Below are 18,449 nucleotides of genomic sequence, written 5' to 3'. Positions count from 1 at the left end.
GTTACGCGCTCGTGAGTCTGCGAAGCATGGGGACCAGGAAATCGATGGGAGCGCGCTCTTCGATCGTGACCTTGGCTTTGCCGATCGCACCATGGCTGAGCGCCTGGGCCGGGCCTGGTCCTCCAACCCAGCGATAGCCGCTCACCGCAGAAGGATCTGTATCAAGCGTTATCACCGCTGTGAAAGGTGCCCCATCCGACGAGAAACTTGAGACCAGCGTGTCGTTCTGCAGGATGGCGCGCATTCCCTCCCGGGTCGCCGGAAAATCGGAGACGGAGTGGACATGGCCGGTCAGCGTTCCCCATTGCTCGCGCGGCAGACCGGAGATTTCGATGTCGACGCGCATGCCCGGCCGCACCCGTTTGCCACTGGCCGGTGGTAAGAAAAGGCGCATTTCCAAGCCGCCATCGCCCGTTGCGATGCTTGCGACCGGTGCTCCGGACACGACAAAGGTGCCGGACGGGACCTTCCATTCGACCAGCGTTCCAGACTGAAGCGCCCGAACCTTGCCGAATTCACTCAACGTCTGCGCGAGTTGATCCCGCTCTGCCTCAACCTTGCCGACCTCCTGATCAAGCGTGCTGATCAGACGCCGGCTCTCGGCATCCGAGGCAAAGCCTGAGGCCTCCATCTCCAGAAGGCTGGCTTCGACATTGGACAGATCCTGGGACGCAAGCTCTATCTGTTCCCGCGTTTGCTGCAAGGTTGCAACAGCAAGCGCACCAGTGGCGACCAGATTTTCCTGCCGCTTCAGTTGCGCCTGATAGGCCTCGAGGCGCTGTCGGGCGTCTCGCGACCTTCCTTCATAGGCAACACGTCGTGCTTTCGTATTGGAAAGTCTTGCCTGACGCAGCTGTTCTTCATCCAGCAATGCTTGCTGCCGGTTTGCAATCAGCGTTTCAAGGCGACGGTTCATGTCCGCCAACCGAAGCGCGATGTCAGGTTGCTCGATCCGCGCGATCGTCATTTCCGGCGTGACCGCCGCACCAGCCGCCACACCTTGCGTGACAAGAGTGCCCGATGCGAGCGCGACTGTGTCGATGACGTTCCCCCCCGAAAGGAGCAATATCCCTTGTCCTTCGACACGCGAGGGAATTCGTCCAAGCACGCTCCACAGCCCAAAGAGTAAGGCAAGCGCTACGAATGCCGTGACCGCAATCCAGGTTCCTCTGGAATTGATTTGTACGGCTTCATCAAGCCGTTCAGGGGAAGCAAGCTTCTGGAGCGCTTCCTGACGAAAGAGCTTGTCAGCGCTCATCGACCAAGTCTCCCCGCTGCATCTTCGTCATGGTGTGGCTTGCCCCTTCAGCCAAAACAGTAATTTGAGGGCTTATCGGATCTCGATTGCAAGTGCGACCAATCGGTTTCGAACAGCGAGGCCAAATCTGGGCGCAACGGAGAGATACGTCGCAGATCACTTTTCATCAGCAACCTGTCGCTTCACATTGCCGGCCAATCAGGTGCCGGGAGATATCCGGTGACCAAAGGTGCATGCTGATGATCACGGACAAGACACACAGAGGAACGTCACTGCTTGCTGACGCAGCCTCCCTACCGGCCGCCTCATGCGGCGAGGCTCGGCTCCTGTCTCTTCAAGGCAATGCCAGCCTGTTTTCTCAATTGACCTTTCCGCGCCTGCGTCCATTGATGGCGAAACTTCCGCCCCGCTGGTTTGCCATTGGCGCGGTCGTTGCAGGCTTACCGGTAGGCCTGGCACTCGGCTTCGTGGACGATAAGGGACAGGCAGAACTGGTGTCACTGATTGTGGCAACAGCGCACCGCCGCAGGGGGCTGGGCCAGCGGCTTCTTGAAACCTGGATGGCTGATGCGCTTGGACGCGGCGCGCTCTCCATGTCCGTGCGATTTGTGGAGCGCGGACTAAGGCATGAAGCTCTTGGTGCTCTGCTGGTCCGGGCCGGCTGGACCGCGCCAGTCGAAGACGGGCTTTTCGTACTCGGAAGAGCCGGCCCAATGGTGGGGGCAGTCGGAAGCTGGGCGCCGGTCTCTGAGAAGCTGACAAAGCAATCAGTCTACAGTTTCGATCCGCTGTGCCTGACTGCCGCCGACGAACAAAGGGTCAAGGATCTGTTGGCTGTCGATGATGCTGCGCAAATGCAAGGGCCATTGCGACTGTGGCCGCGACTGGAGCCGGAAGTCAGTTGCTTGGTGCGCCGTCAGGGCGAACTGGTCGGCTGGGTACTGGCCGGCCCCTCCAGCGAGCGCTGGCAAACCTTGTCCGGCTCGGAGAGCTTGAACGGCACTCCAACCGATCCTTTGATCGAGTATTTTGAGGCCTTTCTCGATCCGAGCTATTGGCACACGGCCATCGCCGTGGGTGCCTATTTTCACTGCTACAGGAAGCAGGTTGAGCTCTTCGGCCCCCAGTCGCTGGCCCTTTACTACACCGACACCTCGCGGCCACGCATGGTCCACCTGACCCGCCGCCGCTTTGCCCCGATCGCTGACAGGGTCGAAACCATCTTGAGATCACATGGACCCTCAAGCGTATATCCCGCTCACAATTGAAAACTAGAAAGGACATGTCATGTCGATCGATGCTTTGGAAAAATTCTACGAACACGTGCGGAGCGACCAGGCCTTGGAGGCGCAGGCGACTGTGGCCTTGCAGGAAGGTGCAGACGCCGTCGTTGCCCTTGGAGAGCGCGAAGGGTTCTCGTTCACCAGCGAGGAGCTAAGCGTGGCATTGGCCCATCACGCTTCCACAAATGATGAACTGTCTGATGACGAGTTGGAACTCGTCGCAGGGGGAATCATGGCTCCGCCGAGGATCAAGCAACCGGGTGGTCAGAAAATATCCTTCGGTTAAGGGCTTGCGCGAGTAGCACCCTAACCATGGTGTCCGCCCCAACGCGGGGCAGGAAGACAGAGCAAAACCCGGAATGATTGGGGGAGGCAGACGTAACGTCAAGGTCTGCTTCTCCTGAGGTCTCACCCGCTGCGGTTACCTGCGCAATGCACGAAATCTATCTGATCAATCCGGAAGAAAACGCTCCGGGCTATTTTGGCCTGGAGGTTCTCGGCGCATGGACGGGTGTCAATGCGACAGCGATTGCCGATCTGGCAACCCCGACGGTCGCAGCCTTCGCCCCTGACAACTGGAAGGTGACGATCTGCGAGGAGCGTCTCGATCCTGTCGATTTGTCCCATCCGGCTCGATACGTCGGCATCACGGGAAAAGTGACCCAACAGGCCCGGATGATCGAGCTTGCGGCCGAGTTCAGACGCCGCGGCAAGATCGTGCTGATCGGGGGCTCCTATGCCTCTTTGTCGCCGGATGCCCTCAGAGAGCATTGCGACATTCTCGTCATCGGCGAGATCGAAGAGATTGCCGGAGAGCTATTCGAAGACCTCGCCTTAGGGAAATACAAGTCCACCTATCAAGGAGGCAAGCCTGCGCTTGTCGATTCACCTGTGCCGCGCTGGGACCTTTATCCGCTCGAGCGGACCTGGTCTGCACAGGTCCAGACGTCTCGCGGGTGTCCGTTCGACTGCGAATTCTGTGACGTGATCCAGTATCTCGGACGCAAGCAGAGATGGAAGGAGCCGGACCAGATTACCGCTGAACTCGATATCCTGCGTGATCGCGGTGTTCGCAGTGTCTTCTTCGCTGATGACAATCTGACGGTGATGCGACGGCGCACCAGGGCGCTACTCGAACGGCTTCTGGACTGGAATACGCGCCCACCGGACGAGCGCCTAGCTTTCGCTACGCAGGTGTCCATCGATATCAGTCGCGACCACGACATTCTCGCACTGATGCGAAATTCCGGTTTCGAAACCCTGTTCGTCGGCATCGAAACACCCAATGAACAAAGCCTCGCCGAGGCAGGCAAGCGCCAGAACCTGCGGCACGACATCATTGCTCAGGTCGAGACGATCGTTCAACATGGCTTGATGGTGTATGGGGGCATCATCGTCGGCTTCGATCAGGATGGTGTCGATATCTTTGAACGGCAGTTCGACTTTATCCAGAGCATGCCTCTTCCTCTGATCAGTCCAGGAGTGCTCGTCGCGCCCGAGACAACCCCGCTTCACACGCGCTTGCTCAAAGAGGGACGCCTGACCGAAGGATCCGATCACTCAGCCTCACTTGTCAGCACGAACATCATTCCAGCTCAGATGAGCAAGGAGCAATTGCGATCGGGAATGACGTGGCTTCTCAACCGATTGTTCGCACCCAGTCACTTCATGACCCGCCTTGAGCGTTATGTGGCTCTTTCCGGCGAAAGGAAGGACTTCCAGCGCCAGGCGCTTTTCGCCGGGCCAACAGCGTTACTCGCCCGGGAGCTTGTGAAGCGAGGACCGGCTGAATACGCTCTGGTCAGGGCCTTTGACCGAGCATCTGTTGATCGTCCCGATCTGGTCGTATCACTGACCACGATTTTCTCCCTTTACTGTCAGGCCCGTCACATGCTGGAGGTTCAGGACCTGTGGCAGCCCGATCTTGCACGCTTCGAGCGGCCTGCACTTTAGGCGATGCCTTTTCACTCCAGCCACCGTCGAGCGCAGTAAGCGAGCCACTTGAAAGGCCGGTCGCCCGCTGAAGATCGAGAGCGGTCCGAAACGCCTGCTCTCCGACCGGCGACTGATGTTCCCGCTGGCCTTCCAACAAGCCCGGAGCCGATCATGATTTCCGCCGTTTTCGACAACAGACGGGGCACACTCCAGGGGGATCAGAGCATGGATTAACGGTCTTGTGAGATCCGCCCATAGCGCAAACACGCAAAACCGCGTTCAGTTTCCTGCGTCTGGATGTTTTGGTTGCGGCGGCCTGATCTCGCAGAGAATTGTGTAAACCCCCACATATGGCGCGGCATGCTCGGCCTCTCACTATAGCGTCAGCGCCGTGGTGTCGCTAGAAATCAGGGCCTTCAGCACGCCCTTCTGTGTGTGCTCGCTGTGTTCGACCATCGCCGCACGGGCAAGGTCGGGGTCACGCAGGCGCAAGACATCGACAATGTGTCGATGATCCGCGCTGGTTTCCGGATTGACGTCGCGACTAACTGCACCGAGGTAGAAGAGACGCGTGCATTCGTCGAGATGCGCGGCAACCAGCGCCAACAGCCGCGGATTGTTCGCGCCCTCGGCGATCGCCAGGTGGAAATCGCGGTTGGCCTTGACGAAGGACTGGACACTCTCGCCCTGGTGCGGGTCGTAGCGGGCTTCCGCCAGCGCTTCGAGCCGATCGAGGTCTGCAGCTGAAAGATTGAGCGCGGCCATGGCGGCGGCCGTACCTTCGGTCATCGCGCGGATCGCAAAGAGATCATTGATGTCCTTTACCGTCACGGGCGTAACCCGGTAGCCGCGCCTCGGAAAGGCTTCGATCAGTCCTTCCGCCACCAATCGACCAAGCGCTTCCCGCACCGGCGTCTTGCTCATGGCAAGCTGGTCTGCCAGCTCGAGCTCAGAAAACTCGGCCCCGGGTCTCAATGAGCCGGAAAGCACCCGCGCACGCAGAGAAACATAAGCGGTCTCCGTCAGGGAAATTTTCTTCTGCCGGGCCGGCGAGGTATCACTTTCAACGCTGAGGCTCTGCAAGACGGCTTCTCTCCAAACTCGATGGGGTCTGTGGACCCACTCGTGGATCATAAGGCTTTACGCCCCATTCTGTCTTCCTCCACTTTTTCTGACTTCGCAAGGCGGCCGGCCTTTGACATGAGATATTTCTTAGTATACTACGATGCATATCACAGCATGACGACTTTGGAGAGCCGTCCCTGGAGGAACAGTGGCACAGATCCTGGTGATCAATCCGAACAGCTCGAAGGTAGTCACACGCTCGATGGAAGCGTGCCTGAAACCGTTCGAAGGCAAGGGCCACGAAATCCGCTGCACTGAGCTCGAGGGCGCGCCTGTGGGTATCGAAACGGATGCCCATGTCGCCGAAGTCGTGCCGATGCTGATCGAAGCTGTGCAAGCGGCAAAGGCAGACGCCATCGTCATCGCATGCTTTTCGGACCCCGGCATTTCGGCCGTACGAGCCGCCACGAATGTCCCGGTCGTCGGCATTGCCGAAGCGGCGTATCTGACAGCGCTCGGGCTTGGACAGCGTTTCGGGATCGTGTCGATGGGACCGTCCTCGATTGACCGCCACAGGCGTTACCTTGAGGACCTTCAACTCGATGGCAGGCTTGCGGGCGATCGGTCGATCGACATGACCGTTGCTGAACTCATCGCCCAAGACGCTGTCATTCCTGTCACGCGCATCGCCTCCGTGCTTCGCGATGAGGATGGTGCCGAGGCAGTCATCCTCGGCTGCGCCGGCCTCGGGACCTACCGGGAGGCTTTGCAGACGGAACTGGGCTTGCCCGTCATCGACCCGGTTCAGGCCGGCGTCGCCCTTGCCTGTATGCAGGCTGAACTCGGCTATCGCAGGAGGGCGCTTTGAGCATTGATCTCGTCATTCGTGGGCGGATCGTTACGCCTGAAACGACCATCTCCAATGGCTGGGTCGCGATCTCAGGCTCGATCATCCACGCAATCGGAGAAGGCGAAGCCCCTGCAGCCGCCACCGTGCACGACGCTGGAGACGCTTTCGTCCTGCCGGGGATCGTTGACGGCCAGACCCATGCGGGCAGCTATCTCGGCCTCCCCGGGATCGAACCGACGACCCGATCTGCCATTGCCGGCGGGGTCACGACCATCGTCGATATGCCTTACGACAACCCGACCCCGCTGAGCGCCAGGGAGCATCTGGACGCCAAGGTCGAAGCCGTGGAACGCTTTGCCCATTGCGATGTCGCGCTCTACGGCACGGTCATGCCCGGGCAATCCCTGAACGAAGTGCAATCGCTCGCCGATGGTGGCGTCGTCGCCTTCAAGATCTCCGCATTCGAGAGCAGCCCCACCCGTTTTCCGAGGATCGATGCGGCCCTCGCCCTGGATCTGCTGGAAGCGCTTTCGGCAACCGACCTGCCGCTTGGATTGCACAACGAAGATCAGGAAATCGTGCGCTCCCGAGTTGCGCGCGCAAGGGCCGAGGGTCGAAACGGCATCACCGCGCATTCGCCGAGCCGGCCTGAAGTCGCGGAACTGGCATCGACCGTGCACTTCCTCGAACTCGCCGCCAATACCGGCGGACATGCCCACATCGTCCATATCAGCACGCCGCGCGGCTTCAAGCTGGTCGACAATTATGCGCAAGAGGGCTTCAGGGCGACCGGCGAACTCTGTGTTCATTACCTTTGGTTCGATCCCGAACGCGACGGTGAAGAGCTCGGCGCGCGGATGAAGGTCAACCCACCCATTCGCCCCGGCCAGATCGATCGACTCTGGCAGGAACTGATCGAGGGCCGGATTGCCTTTGTCAGCTCCGATCATTCCAGCTGGCCGATCGACAACAAGTTCACCGACAGCATCTTCGATGCCGGAGCGGGCGTACCCGGAATGGAGACGCTGCTGCCTGCCTTCTACACCGTCGCAAAACAGCGCGGCGTCGATGCTGCGCATTACAGCGCCAAATATCTCGCCGAACGCCCCGCCCGCTTCTTCGGCCTTTATCCACGCAAGGGGGCTCTCGTCCCCGGTGCCGATGCCGACATCACGATCCTCGCCGAGGGAGACGATGTCTGGGACGCGAGCCGTGCCCAGGACGGCCTCAACTGGAGCCCCTATGACGGACGGCGTTTCGCCGCCCGGGTGGCCGCAACCTATCACGCGGGCAGGCTCGCCTATGACGGCCGATCGGTCCTCAACAAGCCCGGCAGCGGACGCTATCTGCGCCGCAGCGAAAGCACATGGTTTCCCAAGGATCTCACAACATGACTGAGGCACCCACCCGGCCCGATGACGGTATCGTCGAGAAGGCCATCACCTTCTTCTACTACGTCGACCTGCCCAGAGCGTTGGACTTCTACACAGAGGTCATGGGCTTCCCGCTCGAGATCGATCAGGGCTGGTCGAAGATCCTGAAGATTGCCGAGCATGCCTATGTCGGTCTTGTCGACGAGACCCGCGGAATGCATCGCGCCAATCCGATCAAGCCTGTGCAGCTTTGCATACGCGTGCCCGATGTCGACGCCTGGCATCGCTTTCTCTCAAGCCAGAACGCGATCGGGCTGACGGAACCAAAGGACAGCGTCTCTCTCGGAATTCGAGCCTTCGTGCTGGAAGACCCGGAAGGCTACCAGATCGAGGTGCAATCCGTACTTCGGTGAAAACGCGCATGCAAACATGTCGGCATACCAAAAAAGGGGAACTAAGAATGCTGAATCTTCGCATGAAATCTGGACGTATCGCGGCCCTTGCCGCATTCGTCCTCTTGAGCTCGACGGCCCTGGGAGGCCTGGTCCATGCCAAGGAACTGACCGTCGGCCTGACGTCGGACGCCGTCAATCTCGACCCCCAGGCGGGCGAGGAGCTGTCCAGCAACATCATGTTCTACCACATCTACGATCCCCTGGTCCGCCGCAATGCCGACCTGTCCTTCGGACCCGGCCTTGCAGAGAGCTGGGAGCTCAAGGATGACACGACCTGGGTGTTCAAGCTGCGCCAGGGCGTCAAGTTCCACAATGGTGAAGACTTCAAGGCGTCCGACGTCGTCTTCACCCTCGACCGTCTGAAGAAGTCGCTGATGGCCAATCTCGGCGCCAACATCGCGTCCTTCACGGCGATCGATGACTACACCGTCGAGATCAAGACGCCCAAGCCCTATGCGGTCCTGCCGAACGATCTGGCAGCCGTCCTGATCCTCAGCGAGAAATATGCGAAGGAAGTGGGCGACGAGCAGCTGGACTTGAAGCCTGTCGGCACCGGCCCCTACAAGCTAGTCGAATGGATCAAGGAAGATCACATCACGCTTGCCGCCAATGCCGACTACTTCGCCGGTGCGCCGAAGATCGAAGAAGTCACGTTCCGTCCGATCACCAATGGCGCCACCCGCACGGCAGCCCTGCTGACCGGCGAAGTCGATGTCATCCAGGATCTCAACGTCCGCGACGTCGACCGCGTCAAGGCGGATGACCGCTACAAGGTCATGACCAAGCCGAGCCTGCTGAACGTCGTGGTCTCCATCGACCATCGTGAGAAGAGCCCCACCGTCGCGCTCGACAAGAATCCGATGATGGATCGACGTGTCCGTGAAGCCATGGTCCGCGCAATCGACGTCAGTGCGATCAACAAGATCATCATGAACGGCCTGTCGACCCCGTCAGAGCAATACATCCCTGCTTCCCACACGGGCTATGTCGACGGCGCAAGCTTCCGAGACATGTATCCCTTCGATCTTGAGAAGGCGGCAGCTCTCATGGCGGAGGCCGGCTACGCCGATGGCTTCACGGTGACCCTCGACACCACCAACAACCGCTATGTCAACGATCAGCAGATCGCGCAGGCGCTTGCGTCGATGCTTGGCAAGATCAAGGTCGATCTCAAGCTCAACCTGATGCCGAAGTCCAACTTCTTCGGCTACATCCGGGTCCCGAGCGACAAGTCGAGCATGATCATGAGCGGCTGGGACGTTCCCTCCGGTGACGGCGGCTCGATGTACAGCGTGATGTTCTACTCGCGCGACAAGAAGGAAGGTTACGGCCAGGTCAACCGCGGATCCTATTCCAATCCGAAGGTGGACGAATTGATCGACAAGGCCGATGCGACCTCCAAGCTCGAAGAGCGCGACGGATACCTGCAGGAAGTCACCAAGATCCTGATGGAAGACATCCCGATGATCCCGATCCACTACGAGCAGGATCTCTATGCCGCAAAGACCAATGTCGAGATGACACCGCGTGCGGACAAGTTCCTCTGGGCCTACGAGATCGACGTCAAGGAATAAGCCCCGACCCGAACGAGCGCGGGACTGTCGACCTTTAGGGAGACAGTCCCGAATTTCTCACTTCTTCATGACGGGACACTGCCTTGCTGGGTTATACGATCAAGCGGCTCCTGCAGATGGTGCTGGTACTCTTTTGCGTATCAGTCATCGTCTTCCTGATGATGAGCTTTACCGGCGATCCCGTCTTCATGGTGATCCCGATCGATTCCACCACCGCCGAGATCGAGCAGGCCCGCCGTCTGCTGGGTCTCGATCGATCCCTGCTGAGCCAATATTTCATCTTCCTCGGCAACATGCTGCAGGGCGATTTCGGGCGCTCCTATGTGTTCCGCCAGCCCGCCATGGACCTCATCCTGGAGCGTCTGCCGGCAACGATCGAAATGGTGCTGGTGGCAATCATGCTGGCGACCGTGATCGCCGTGCCGCTCGGCGTCTATGCCGGGGCCAATCCGAACAAGCCGGTGTCTCGCGGCATCATGGCGGGCTCACTGCTCGGCATTTCCCTCCCCGGGTTCTGGGTGGGCATGATGCTGATCTTCTTCTTCTCCGTCCGCTACCAGTTTCTGCCCTCCTCCGGACGCGGCGATACGGTCGAAATCCTAGGGCTGCGCATATCGATCTTCACGGCGGACGGCTGGTCGCACATCATCCTGCCATCCGTGACACTGGCGCTGGCCACCCTAGCCATCATGCTGCGCATGACCCGTGCGGGCATGATGGAGGTGATGCGGCAGGACTATATGCGGTTCGCCCGTGCCAAAGGCGCATCCCGCCAGAACATCCTGTTCAGGCACGGCCTGAAGAACGCTCTCATTCCGGTCGTGACGATCTTCGGCCTGCAGCTCGGTGATCTCATCGCCTTTGCAACGATCACCGAAACCATCTTCGCATGGCCCGGCACGGGCAAGCTGCTGATCGATTCCATCTACCGCGGCGACCGCCCCGTCATCGTCGTTTACCTGATGCTGACCGCCTTCATCTTCGTTGCCATCAATTTCATCGTCGACATCGTCTACACGCTGATCGACCCCCGCATTACCGTGAAGTGAGGATCGCATGACCGGGTTCTTCTCTTCAGAATTCTTCTTTCACTACCGCCGAAACCTGCCGGCCGTCTTCGGAAGCGCACTGCTCGCCTTCTTCGCCCTGCTTGCGACATTCGGGCCGCTGCTTGTCACCCAGGATCCCTATGACGTATCCCAGCTGGAGCTGATGGACAGCTTCAAGCCGCCGGTATGGCTGGAGGGTGGTGATAGCAGGTATCTGCTCGGGACAGATGGGCAGGGTCGCGACGTGCTCGCATCCATAGTTTATGGCGCGCGGATCTCCGCCTTCATCGGCCTCGCCGCCATGATCTTCTCCTGCGTGATCGGGACAGCACTCGGGCTGATCTCCGGCTACTACGGCGGCATGGTGGACAGCATCATCATGCGCATCGCAGACATTCAGCTGTCGTTTCCCTCGATGCTGATCGCGCTCTTCCTCATGTCGGCCTTCGGGACGGGCATCGGCATGGTTCTGATCGCGCTCACCGCCGTCGGCTGGGTGGTTTACGCCCGTACCGTTCGCGGATCGACATTGAGCGAGATCCAGAAGGAATACATCCAGGCGGCCAAGGTGGCGGGGCTCGGAAACGGCGAGATCATCCTGCGCCACGTGTTGCCGAACGTCATGACGCCGCTCATCGTGGTCGCTACGATCCAGGTTGGTACCTTCATTCTGATCGAAGCCTCGCTCAGTTTCCTTGGCGTCGGCGTCCCCATCACCGAGCCCTCGCTCGGCCTTCTCGTCAAGGAGGGCTTCGACGTCCTGTTTTCGGGCATCTGGTGGACCTCTGCGTTTCCCGGACTGTTCATCATGTTCCTCGTCTTCGGCATCAACCTGTTCGGCGATTTCCTGCGGGACGAACTCAATCCGCGGCTGAGATGACGAGGGAGACAGCGACCATGGGTGAAGCACTTCTCGAAGTCCGGGATTTAAAGACACATTTCCATACCTTCGGCGGCGTGGTGAAAGCCGTCGACGGCGTCAGCTTCGACGTCCGCCCGGGCGAGGTGGTCGGCCTTGTCGGCGAGTCCGGCGGCGGGAAATCCGTGATCGGATTTTCCATTCTCGGCCTCATTGACCCACCCGGACGGATCGAGGCAGGCAGCATTGTCTTTGCCGGCGAAGATCTGACGCGCAAGAGCGAGGACCAGATGCGCGCTGTGCGTGGTGGCCAGATCGCCATGGTGTTCCAGGACCCCATGACGTCTCTCAATCCGGTCTACACGGTCGGGCGCCAGATGGACGAAATGCTGCGTCTGCATACCGACCTCGACCAGAGCGCGCGACGCGCACGCTGCATCGAGATGCTCGAGGATGTCGGCATCTCGGAGGCCGCCAGCCGCCTCGACGCCTATCCGCACCAGTTTTCGGGCGGCATGCGCCAACGCGTCGTGATTGCCATCGCGCTCCTGGCCGGTTCCCGCCTGATCATCGCGGACGAACCGACCACGGCGCTCGACGTCACCGTCCAGGCCCAGATCTTGAAGCTCATGCGGCGCCAGATTGTCGAGCGCGGAGCAGCCATGATCCTCGTGACCCACGATCTCGCCGTCGTCTCCGAGATGGCGGACCGGGTGGTCGTGCTTTATTGCGGCAAGGTCGTCGAGCGGGGGCTAACGAGCGAGATCATCGAGTCCCCTGCCCATCCCTATACGCGCGGGCTCCTCGACAGCATTCCCAAGATCACCGATCGCCGGGAACGTCTCAGCCAGATACCCGGCACTGTGCCGGACATCCGCACGCTCGGAAAGGGATGCAGCTTCAGGGACCGGTGTTTCCGGGCCCAGGCCATCTGCTCGGCAGAAACGCCGGCTCTTACCCCCGTACGCGGCTCGCTCGATGCAGCCTGCCACTTCCCGCTGGAGGAGACGGCGTTATGACGACCCCCGTGCTTGAGGTCCGAGGTCTGGTCAAAGCCTTCCCCGTGGGGGGGCTTTTCGATCGGCTACAGTTCGGAAAGGGAAAGCTTCTCGCTCCCCAGAAACAATTGCGGGCGGTCAACGGTGTCGACCTGTCGATTGCACCGGGCGAGGTCATGGCGCTGGTAGGCGAATCCGGCTGCGGCAAGTCGACCGTTGCTAAGACGATTGCCCGGATCTACGAGCCGACCGCAGGCGAAATCCGGATCGACGGGGAAGACATTTCCCGCATGCAGTTTCGCGAAATGCGCCCGATCCGCCGCAAGCTGCAGATGATCTTCCAGGACCCTTATGCCTCCCTCGACCCCCGGCAGCGGGTCAGGGACATCGTGATGGAGCCGAGGCGCGCTCAGGCCGGGGGCAAGCTCAGCCGACGCGAACTCCATGACGAGGCCATCGCACTTCTGGCAAAGGTCGGCCTCAATGCCGAACAGGCTGGACGCTACCCGCATCAGTTTTCGGGAGGTCAGCGGCAGCGGATCGGCATCGCACGAGCGTTGTCGGTCCGGCCAAAGATCATCATCGCCGACGAGCCCGTCTCGGCGCTCGACGTCTCGATCCAGGCGCAGATCCTCAACCTGATGATGGACCTGCGCGACGAGTTCGGCCTCTCCTATCTCTTCGTCTCGCACGACCTCTCGGTGGTTCACCACATCGCCGACCGGATTGGGGTCATGTATCTCGGCTTCATGGTGGAGACCGCCAGCCGCGACCAGTTGTTCAGCCAGCCGAAACATCCCTACACGCAGGTTCTGCTTTCGGCCGCGCCGACCATCGACAAGTCGCTGTCAAAACCGAAGATCGAAATCGTCGGCGAAGTGCCAAGTGCCCTGCGCCTGCCGTCTGGCTGCTGCTTCAGGACGCGCTGCCCCATGGCCTTCGATCGATGTGCGATCGAGCGTCCTGTCTTGACGCCCCAACCGGATGGCAGCGCCGTTGCATGCCACCTCCATGATCGGAACGATGCCGAAAGGAAAAGCCAGTGAGTTCGCCCGTCGTCATTGTTCAACCGCGCCTTGCCCTCGAAGACCCGCATGACTGCACCGATGCGAATGACATGCTGGCCGTCTTCGACGCCCTGTTCGACGGGCTTGTGCGCTATGGCAAGGATGGTGGCTACGTGCCAGCACTCGCAAGCTCCTGGGATGTTACACCAGATGCGCGACACTGGACGTTCAGGCTGAGCGAAGGCTTGAGATTTCACGATGGCAGCCCCTGCGATGCGGCCGCCGTCTGCCAATCGCTGATACGCATGGCCCGCCCTGACAAAGGCTACACGCTCGGCGCGCCCGGGGTCTGGCATCAGTATCTCGGAGACGCGGAGATCGAGGCAGTCGATCCCCTGACAGTCGCCATCCGCCTGTCGAAGCCGATCGCCGATCTCCTCGATATCCTGGTTTACGGCTACGTGGTCGCTCCCTCGGCACTGGACCGCTACGAGGCGGGAGACACAGCGCAGCCGGTCGGCACAGGGCCGTACCACCTGGTTTCCTGCGAACCCGGCCATGCCCTGCACCTCCAGCGTTTCGATAGCTGGCATGGCGAGCGACCAGCCAATGCCGAACTGACGTTCCGCCTGGAACCAAACCGGGAAGCGCGGCTGGAGATGCTGATCTCCGGCCAGGCGCAGGTGGCAAACAGCCTCGATTTCGAAGCATCCAAGGCGCTCGAAGAAACGGCCAGGCATACGCGGGTCACATCGCTCGTCCCCGTCGCCATCATCTATCTCTTCAATGCCTTCAAGGGGCCGCTGACCGACAGCCGCGTCCGCCGCGCTCTCAATCTGGCGATTGACCGCCAGGCCCTGATCGATCGGGTGGTGAGAGGTGCAGCAAAGCCACTGACCGGCTTCGTCAGCCCCGTGCATTTCGGCAGCCTGCCATCGGAGGATCTGCGCCCTGACCGCGATCAGGCAAAAAAGCTGCTTGCCGAGGCCGGCTTTGCCGAAAGCCTGACCATCGAGGTCGACTGCCCGACACGCCTTCCCGATGAAGCCGAGGCACTGACAGCCGCTCTTGCGGAGCAGCTTGCCCCAATTGGTGTGACGCTGAACGTTCACCGCCACACAGACCGCGAAGCCTATGCGCATGGTGTCCGCCTGAAGCAGGTGCGCGACATGTGCGTCTTCGATTCAAGCCCCTTGAGCACCTTCCGCATCCTAGCCGAGAAGATCGATCACAGAGCCCAAGGCTCCTGGTGGCTGGGCTTTCACAATGCCGAGGCCGAAGACTTGCTCGACGCGGGGCGGGCAACTGTTGATCCACGTGAACGTGCGGAGATCTTCGAGAAGGCCTTCCGCGCGCTGCAAGTGGATCCCCCATGGCTCTATCTCTACAATCCCCTGAGGGTGACAGGCCTGTCCGGGTCCTGGCCGGACTGGCGCATGCGACAGGATTGCGTGCTCGACGTGACGCGGCTCCCTGACTTCCAGTCCGGGAAGAGAGCACCATGAGGCGCGCCGACCTGATCATCAGCGGTGGCACCGTCCTCACCATGGACTGCAGTCGCCGCGTTCTCGACAACGGTGCGCTCGCCGTTCTCGACGATCGCATCGTCGCGGTCGGGCAAGCAGACGAGATCGCCAGAGAATACCAGGCCGAGCGGAATATCGACGCCAGCGGCAAGGTGGTGATGCCCGGCATGATCGACGTGCATGCCCATGCCGGCCACGGTCTGATCAAGACCATGGGCATGGAGCAAGGCAATCACTGGGAAGAGATCTGCAACGCTGCCTATACTGTCGGCTCGACACCGGAATTCTGGTTCGCAGAGGCGCGGCTCGCAGCCCTCGAACGCCTGCGCTTCGGCGTCACCACCGGCGTTTCGCTTCTCGGTGGCGGCGACACGATCATGCGGACGGATGACGTCGCCTATGGAAGCGCCCATTGCGAGGGCGTCGCGGCAGTCGGCACGCGCTCGGTCGTCGCCGTCGGACCGACCCGCCCTCCGCATCCGCGAACCTATGCATCGTGGCACGACGGCAAGGCGTCAGAACGGCCTGTAACCTTCGAGGAGCAGTTTGCCGTCAGCCGCAAACTCATGGACCTATGGCACGGGCGCGGACGAATGAAGATCGCCTTGCTCACCCCCGTCCTGCGTGACGAACATCAGCGCGACATGTCAGCCGCAGACTACGAAGCAGCAGTCGCACAAACCAAGGCCGTGCGGGCGCTCTCGCGCGAGGCGGGCGTGGCCTTCACCCAGGATGGCCACTGGAAGGGCTCCGTCTCCCGCGCCGAAAAGCTCGGCATCCTCGGACCGGATGCGCTCCTCTCCCACGCCATCGACATCACGCCTGAAGAAATCCGGATCATTGCCGATACCGGCACCTGCATCGCCCATAACCCCAGCGCCATCGCCTCCATCCTCGGCCGGTGCCCGGCGATCGAACTGATCGAGGCTGGTGCTGTGGTGGCCATCGGCTCCGATGCAACTGCGCCAGACCGATCGGCGGACATGTTCCGGCACATGCAGCAATGCATGCACTATCACCGCACGCATTTTCGCGATCCCTCGGTCCTGCCTCCGGGCAAGGCCCTCGAAATGGTGACGATCGATGCGGCGACCGCCCTGGGGCTCGATCGGGACCTTGGCTCCCTTGATGTCGGCAAGAAAGCCGATATCGTGGTGGTGGATATGCAGCGCCCTCACCTCGCGCCCTACCAGATGCCGATCTTCCGCCTTGCCTACTTCGCCAACGGCAATGACGTCGACACCGTTGTGATCGACGGGCAGATCCTGCTCGAAGGCGGCCGCCCTCTGCTGACCGACATCGATGAGGTCGTCGCAGAAGCCGACAGGCAAGCCCGGTTGCTGATGGAGCGCATGGGGCTCGAAAACATGATTGGCCAACCCGAAGGCTTCTTTGGCCATGCACGATATCCGAAACATCAAGGAGACAGCCAATGATGAGGCTGAATGAAGAGGCAAAAGGCGTCTACGTCATAGCCCTCACCCCTTTCACGGAGACGGGTGATCTCGATCTGGAAAGCACGGACCGCATGGTCGATTTCTACCTCGAGCGCGGCGCAACGGGACTGACCGTGCTTGGGATGATGGGCGAAGCGCAAAAGCTGACCATCGAGGAATCGCAGACCTATGTACGCCGTATCCTTCGCAGGGTCGATGGCCGCGTGCCGGTTGTGGCGGGTGTCTCTGCTGCGGGCTTTGCCCAGATGCAGGCCCTGACCTTGATGGTCATGGATGACGGCGCGGCAGGTGTGATGATCGCTCCGCCCTCGTCCCTGCGCAACGATCAGCAGATCGTCACCTACTACAAGCAGGCGGCGGAGTTCATCGGCGATACGCCTTTCGTGCTGCAGGATTTCCCGCTCGTCACGAGCGTCACCATCCCCGTCTCCGTCATCCAGACGATCATCGATCAGATCCCGACCTGCGTCTGCCTCAAACACGAGGACTGGCCCGGTCTTTCCAAGATTACCGCACTAAGGACCGCCTCGGAGACGACCGGCAAGAGGCGCATATCAATCCTGTGCGGCAATGGCGGCGTCTTCCTGCCCGAAGAGATGGCACGTGGGGCAGACGGCGCCATGACAGGCTTTGCCTATCCGGAAATGATGCGCGACGTCGTTCACTATAGCGAGCAGGGAAATCCGGAGCGCGCGCAGGACATCTTCGACGCTTATCTTCCCCTCGCGCGCTACGAACAGCAGCCGGGACTTGGCCTTTCCATCCGGAAATACATCATGGCGAAACGCGGCGCGATCGCCACGCCGGCACTGCGCAAACCGGGGGGAGCCCTGTCTCCCGCCGATATCAGCGAGATCGAGCGCCTGATCGCGCGCCAGGACAGAAGATTGAAGGAACTCGGCTGATGGAACTCGGCTTGAAAAGCAAAACCGCTCTCGTTCTGGGTGCAAGCCGTGGACTGGGTGCCGCGATCGCGCGAGGGCTCGCGGAAGAAGGGGTGACGGTCCATGCCGCCGCCCGCAACACCTCGGCCATCTCGGCATGGGCTTCCGAGCTCGCACCAACGTCAGGTACCGTCATCCCGCTCCAGCTCGACCTCTCCGATATCGACAGCGTGAATAAGGCCGTCCAGTCGCTCGTAGCAGATGGGGGTGTCGACATCCTCGTCAACAATTCTGGCGGCCCGCCACCGGCCGCAGCCGTCGATGCGAAACGGACGGACTGGCTCAATCATTTCGAGACGATGGCCGCCAACATCTTCCATCTGACCACCAGTCTTCTGCCTGGCATGCGGGAAAAGCGCTGGGGTCGGATCATATCGATCGCCTCCTCTGGCGTAGAGCAGCCGATCGCACGGCTGGCGCTGTCCAATGGCATTCGCTCGGCCCTGATCGGCTGGTCGAAAACACTCGCTGCGGAAGTGGCCGCGGAAGGCGTGACTGTAAACGTGATTCTTCCGGGGCGCATTCACACACAAAGGGTGGACGAACTCGACGCAGCCGCAGCCAGCCGCTCAGCCAAGAGTGTCGAGGAGGTCGCCGCCGAATCCGCAGCCGGCATTCCGGCGGGACGCTATGGCCGGCCGGAGGAATTTGCCGCCGTTGCCATCTTCCTGGCCTCCGAGCCAGCCTCCTATGTTACGGGAAGCAAGATCCGCGTGGATGGTGGTGCCATCAGATCCGTCTGAAGCAGACTTAAGCAAAACGGGCGGACATACACTATGTCCGTCCGAAACTTACTCGTCCACGGCACGACTTGCC

Annotated in this window: 17 protein-coding genes; 15 read left to right on the top strand and 2 right to left on the bottom strand. The window is 60.8% G+C overall.

The features are described from left to right. Position 1: 1 nt before the first annotated feature. Positions 2-1,258, bottom strand: a complete 1,257-nt coding sequence (locus BSY240_RS17500) for an NHLP bacteriocin system secretion protein (RefSeq protein ID WP_069043149.1) — start codon at positions 1,256-1,258, stop codon at positions 2-4. 239 nt (positions 1,259-1,497) lie between these two features. Here BSY240_RS17500 and BSY240_RS17495 point away from each other — a divergent pair, with 239 nt between their 5' ends. The 3 genes from BSY240_RS17495 to BSY240_RS17485 all read left to right on the top strand — a co-directional run bounded on the left by BSY240_RS17495 (position 1,498) and on the right by BSY240_RS17485 (position 4,494). Then, positions 1,498-2,526, top strand: a complete 1,029-nt coding sequence (locus tag BSY240_RS17495; RefSeq protein ID WP_171901593.1) for a GNAT family N-acetyltransferase — start codon at positions 1,498-1,500, stop codon at positions 2,524-2,526. A gap of 19 nt (positions 2,527-2,545) precedes the next feature. After that, positions 2,546-2,827 carry a Nif11-like leader peptide family RiPP precursor gene (locus BSY240_RS17490; RefSeq protein WP_069043147.1) on the top strand — a complete coding sequence of 94 codons (282 nt, stop codon included), beginning with the start codon at positions 2,546-2,548 and terminating at the stop codon, positions 2,825-2,827. A 389-nt stretch (positions 2,828-3,216) separates the two neighbouring features. Continuing rightward, entirely contained in the window at positions 3,217-4,494 is a 1,278-nt protein-coding gene (locus BSY240_RS17485) for a radical SAM protein (RefSeq protein ID WP_171901592.1), read from the top strand. Between the two features lie 357 nt (positions 4,495-4,851). Here the strand turns inward: BSY240_RS17485 and BSY240_RS17480 are convergent, their stop codons facing one another. Next, positions 4,852-5,559: a GntR family transcriptional regulator gene (locus BSY240_RS17480; RefSeq protein WP_054147690.1), complete on the bottom strand. Its 708-nt coding sequence runs from the start codon at positions 5,557-5,559 to the stop codon at positions 4,852-4,854. Positions 5,560-5,749: 190 nt separating this feature from the next. Here BSY240_RS17480 and BSY240_RS17475 point away from each other — a divergent pair, with 190 nt between their 5' ends. The 12 genes from BSY240_RS17475 to BSY240_RS17420 all read left to right on the top strand — a co-directional run bounded on the left by BSY240_RS17475 (position 5,750) and on the right by BSY240_RS17420 (position 18,376). Beyond that, a complete protein-coding gene (locus tag BSY240_RS17475; RefSeq protein ID WP_069043145.1) occupies positions 5,750-6,409 on the top strand; it encodes an aspartate/glutamate racemase family protein in 660 nt (219 codons plus the stop codon). Then, the gene (locus BSY240_RS17470) at positions 6,406-7,785 is read left to right on the top strand and encodes a dihydroorotase (protein ID WP_069043144.1); all 1,380 of its coding nucleotides are present in this window, start codon (positions 6,406-6,408) and stop codon (positions 7,783-7,785) included. Before BSY240_RS17475 ends, BSY240_RS17470 begins: the two co-directional genes overlap by 4 nt. Next, positions 7,782-8,177, top strand: a complete 396-nt coding sequence (locus BSY240_RS17465) for a VOC family protein (protein WP_069043143.1) — start codon at positions 7,782-7,784, stop codon at positions 8,175-8,177. Before BSY240_RS17470 ends, BSY240_RS17465 begins: the two co-directional genes overlap by 4 nt. 47 nt (positions 8,178-8,224) lie before the next feature. Continuing rightward, positions 8,225-9,793 carry an ABC transporter substrate-binding protein gene (locus tag BSY240_RS17460; protein WP_069043142.1) on the top strand — a complete coding sequence of 523 codons (1,569 nt, stop codon included), beginning with the start codon at positions 8,225-8,227 and terminating at the stop codon, positions 9,791-9,793. 83 nt (positions 9,794-9,876) lie between these two features. Continuing rightward, on the top strand, positions 9,877-10,842 hold the full coding sequence (locus BSY240_RS17455; RefSeq protein WP_069043141.1) for an ABC transporter permease: 966 nt from the start codon (positions 9,877-9,879) through the stop codon (positions 10,840-10,842). A gap of 7 nt (positions 10,843-10,849) precedes the next feature. Continuing rightward, entirely contained in the window at positions 10,850-11,722 is an 873-nt protein-coding gene (locus BSY240_RS17450) for an ABC transporter permease (RefSeq protein ID WP_069043140.1), read from the top strand. 17 nt (positions 11,723-11,739) lie between these two features. Next, the gene (locus BSY240_RS17445) at positions 11,740-12,720 is read left to right on the top strand and encodes an ABC transporter ATP-binding protein (RefSeq protein ID WP_069043139.1); all 981 of its coding nucleotides are present in this window, start codon (positions 11,740-11,742) and stop codon (positions 12,718-12,720) included. Beyond that, on the top strand, positions 12,717-13,745 hold the full coding sequence (locus BSY240_RS17440; protein WP_069043138.1) for an ABC transporter ATP-binding protein: 1,029 nt from the start codon (positions 12,717-12,719) through the stop codon (positions 13,743-13,745). The genes BSY240_RS17445 and BSY240_RS17440 overlap by 4 nt, the downstream gene beginning before the upstream one ends. Continuing rightward, complete coding sequence (locus BSY240_RS17435; RefSeq protein WP_069043137.1) at positions 13,742-15,211, top strand: ABC transporter substrate-binding protein; 1,470 nt, start codon at positions 13,742-13,744, stop codon at positions 15,209-15,211. The genes BSY240_RS17440 and BSY240_RS17435 overlap by 4 nt, the downstream gene beginning before the upstream one ends. Then, a complete protein-coding gene (locus BSY240_RS17430; RefSeq protein ID WP_069043136.1) occupies positions 15,208-16,668 on the top strand; it encodes an amidohydrolase family protein in 1,461 nt (486 codons plus the stop codon). The genes BSY240_RS17435 and BSY240_RS17430 overlap by 4 nt, the downstream gene beginning before the upstream one ends. Next, positions 16,665-17,594: a dihydrodipicolinate synthase family protein gene (locus BSY240_RS17425; RefSeq protein ID WP_069043135.1), complete on the top strand. Its 930-nt coding sequence runs from the start codon at positions 16,665-16,667 to the stop codon at positions 17,592-17,594. Before BSY240_RS17430 ends, BSY240_RS17425 begins: the two co-directional genes overlap by 4 nt. Beyond that, a complete protein-coding gene (locus BSY240_RS17420; RefSeq protein ID WP_069043134.1) occupies positions 17,594-18,376 on the top strand; it encodes an SDR family oxidoreductase in 783 nt (260 codons plus the stop codon). Before BSY240_RS17425 ends, BSY240_RS17420 begins: the two co-directional genes overlap by 1 nt. Positions 18,377-18,449: the final 73 nt, after the last annotated feature.

Source organism: Agrobacterium sp. RAC06 (genome assembly GCF_001713475.1).
Lineage (GTDB): Bacteria > Pseudomonadota > Alphaproteobacteria > Rhizobiales > Rhizobiaceae > Allorhizobium.
This window is presented reverse-complemented; position numbering and strand designations above follow the sequence as displayed.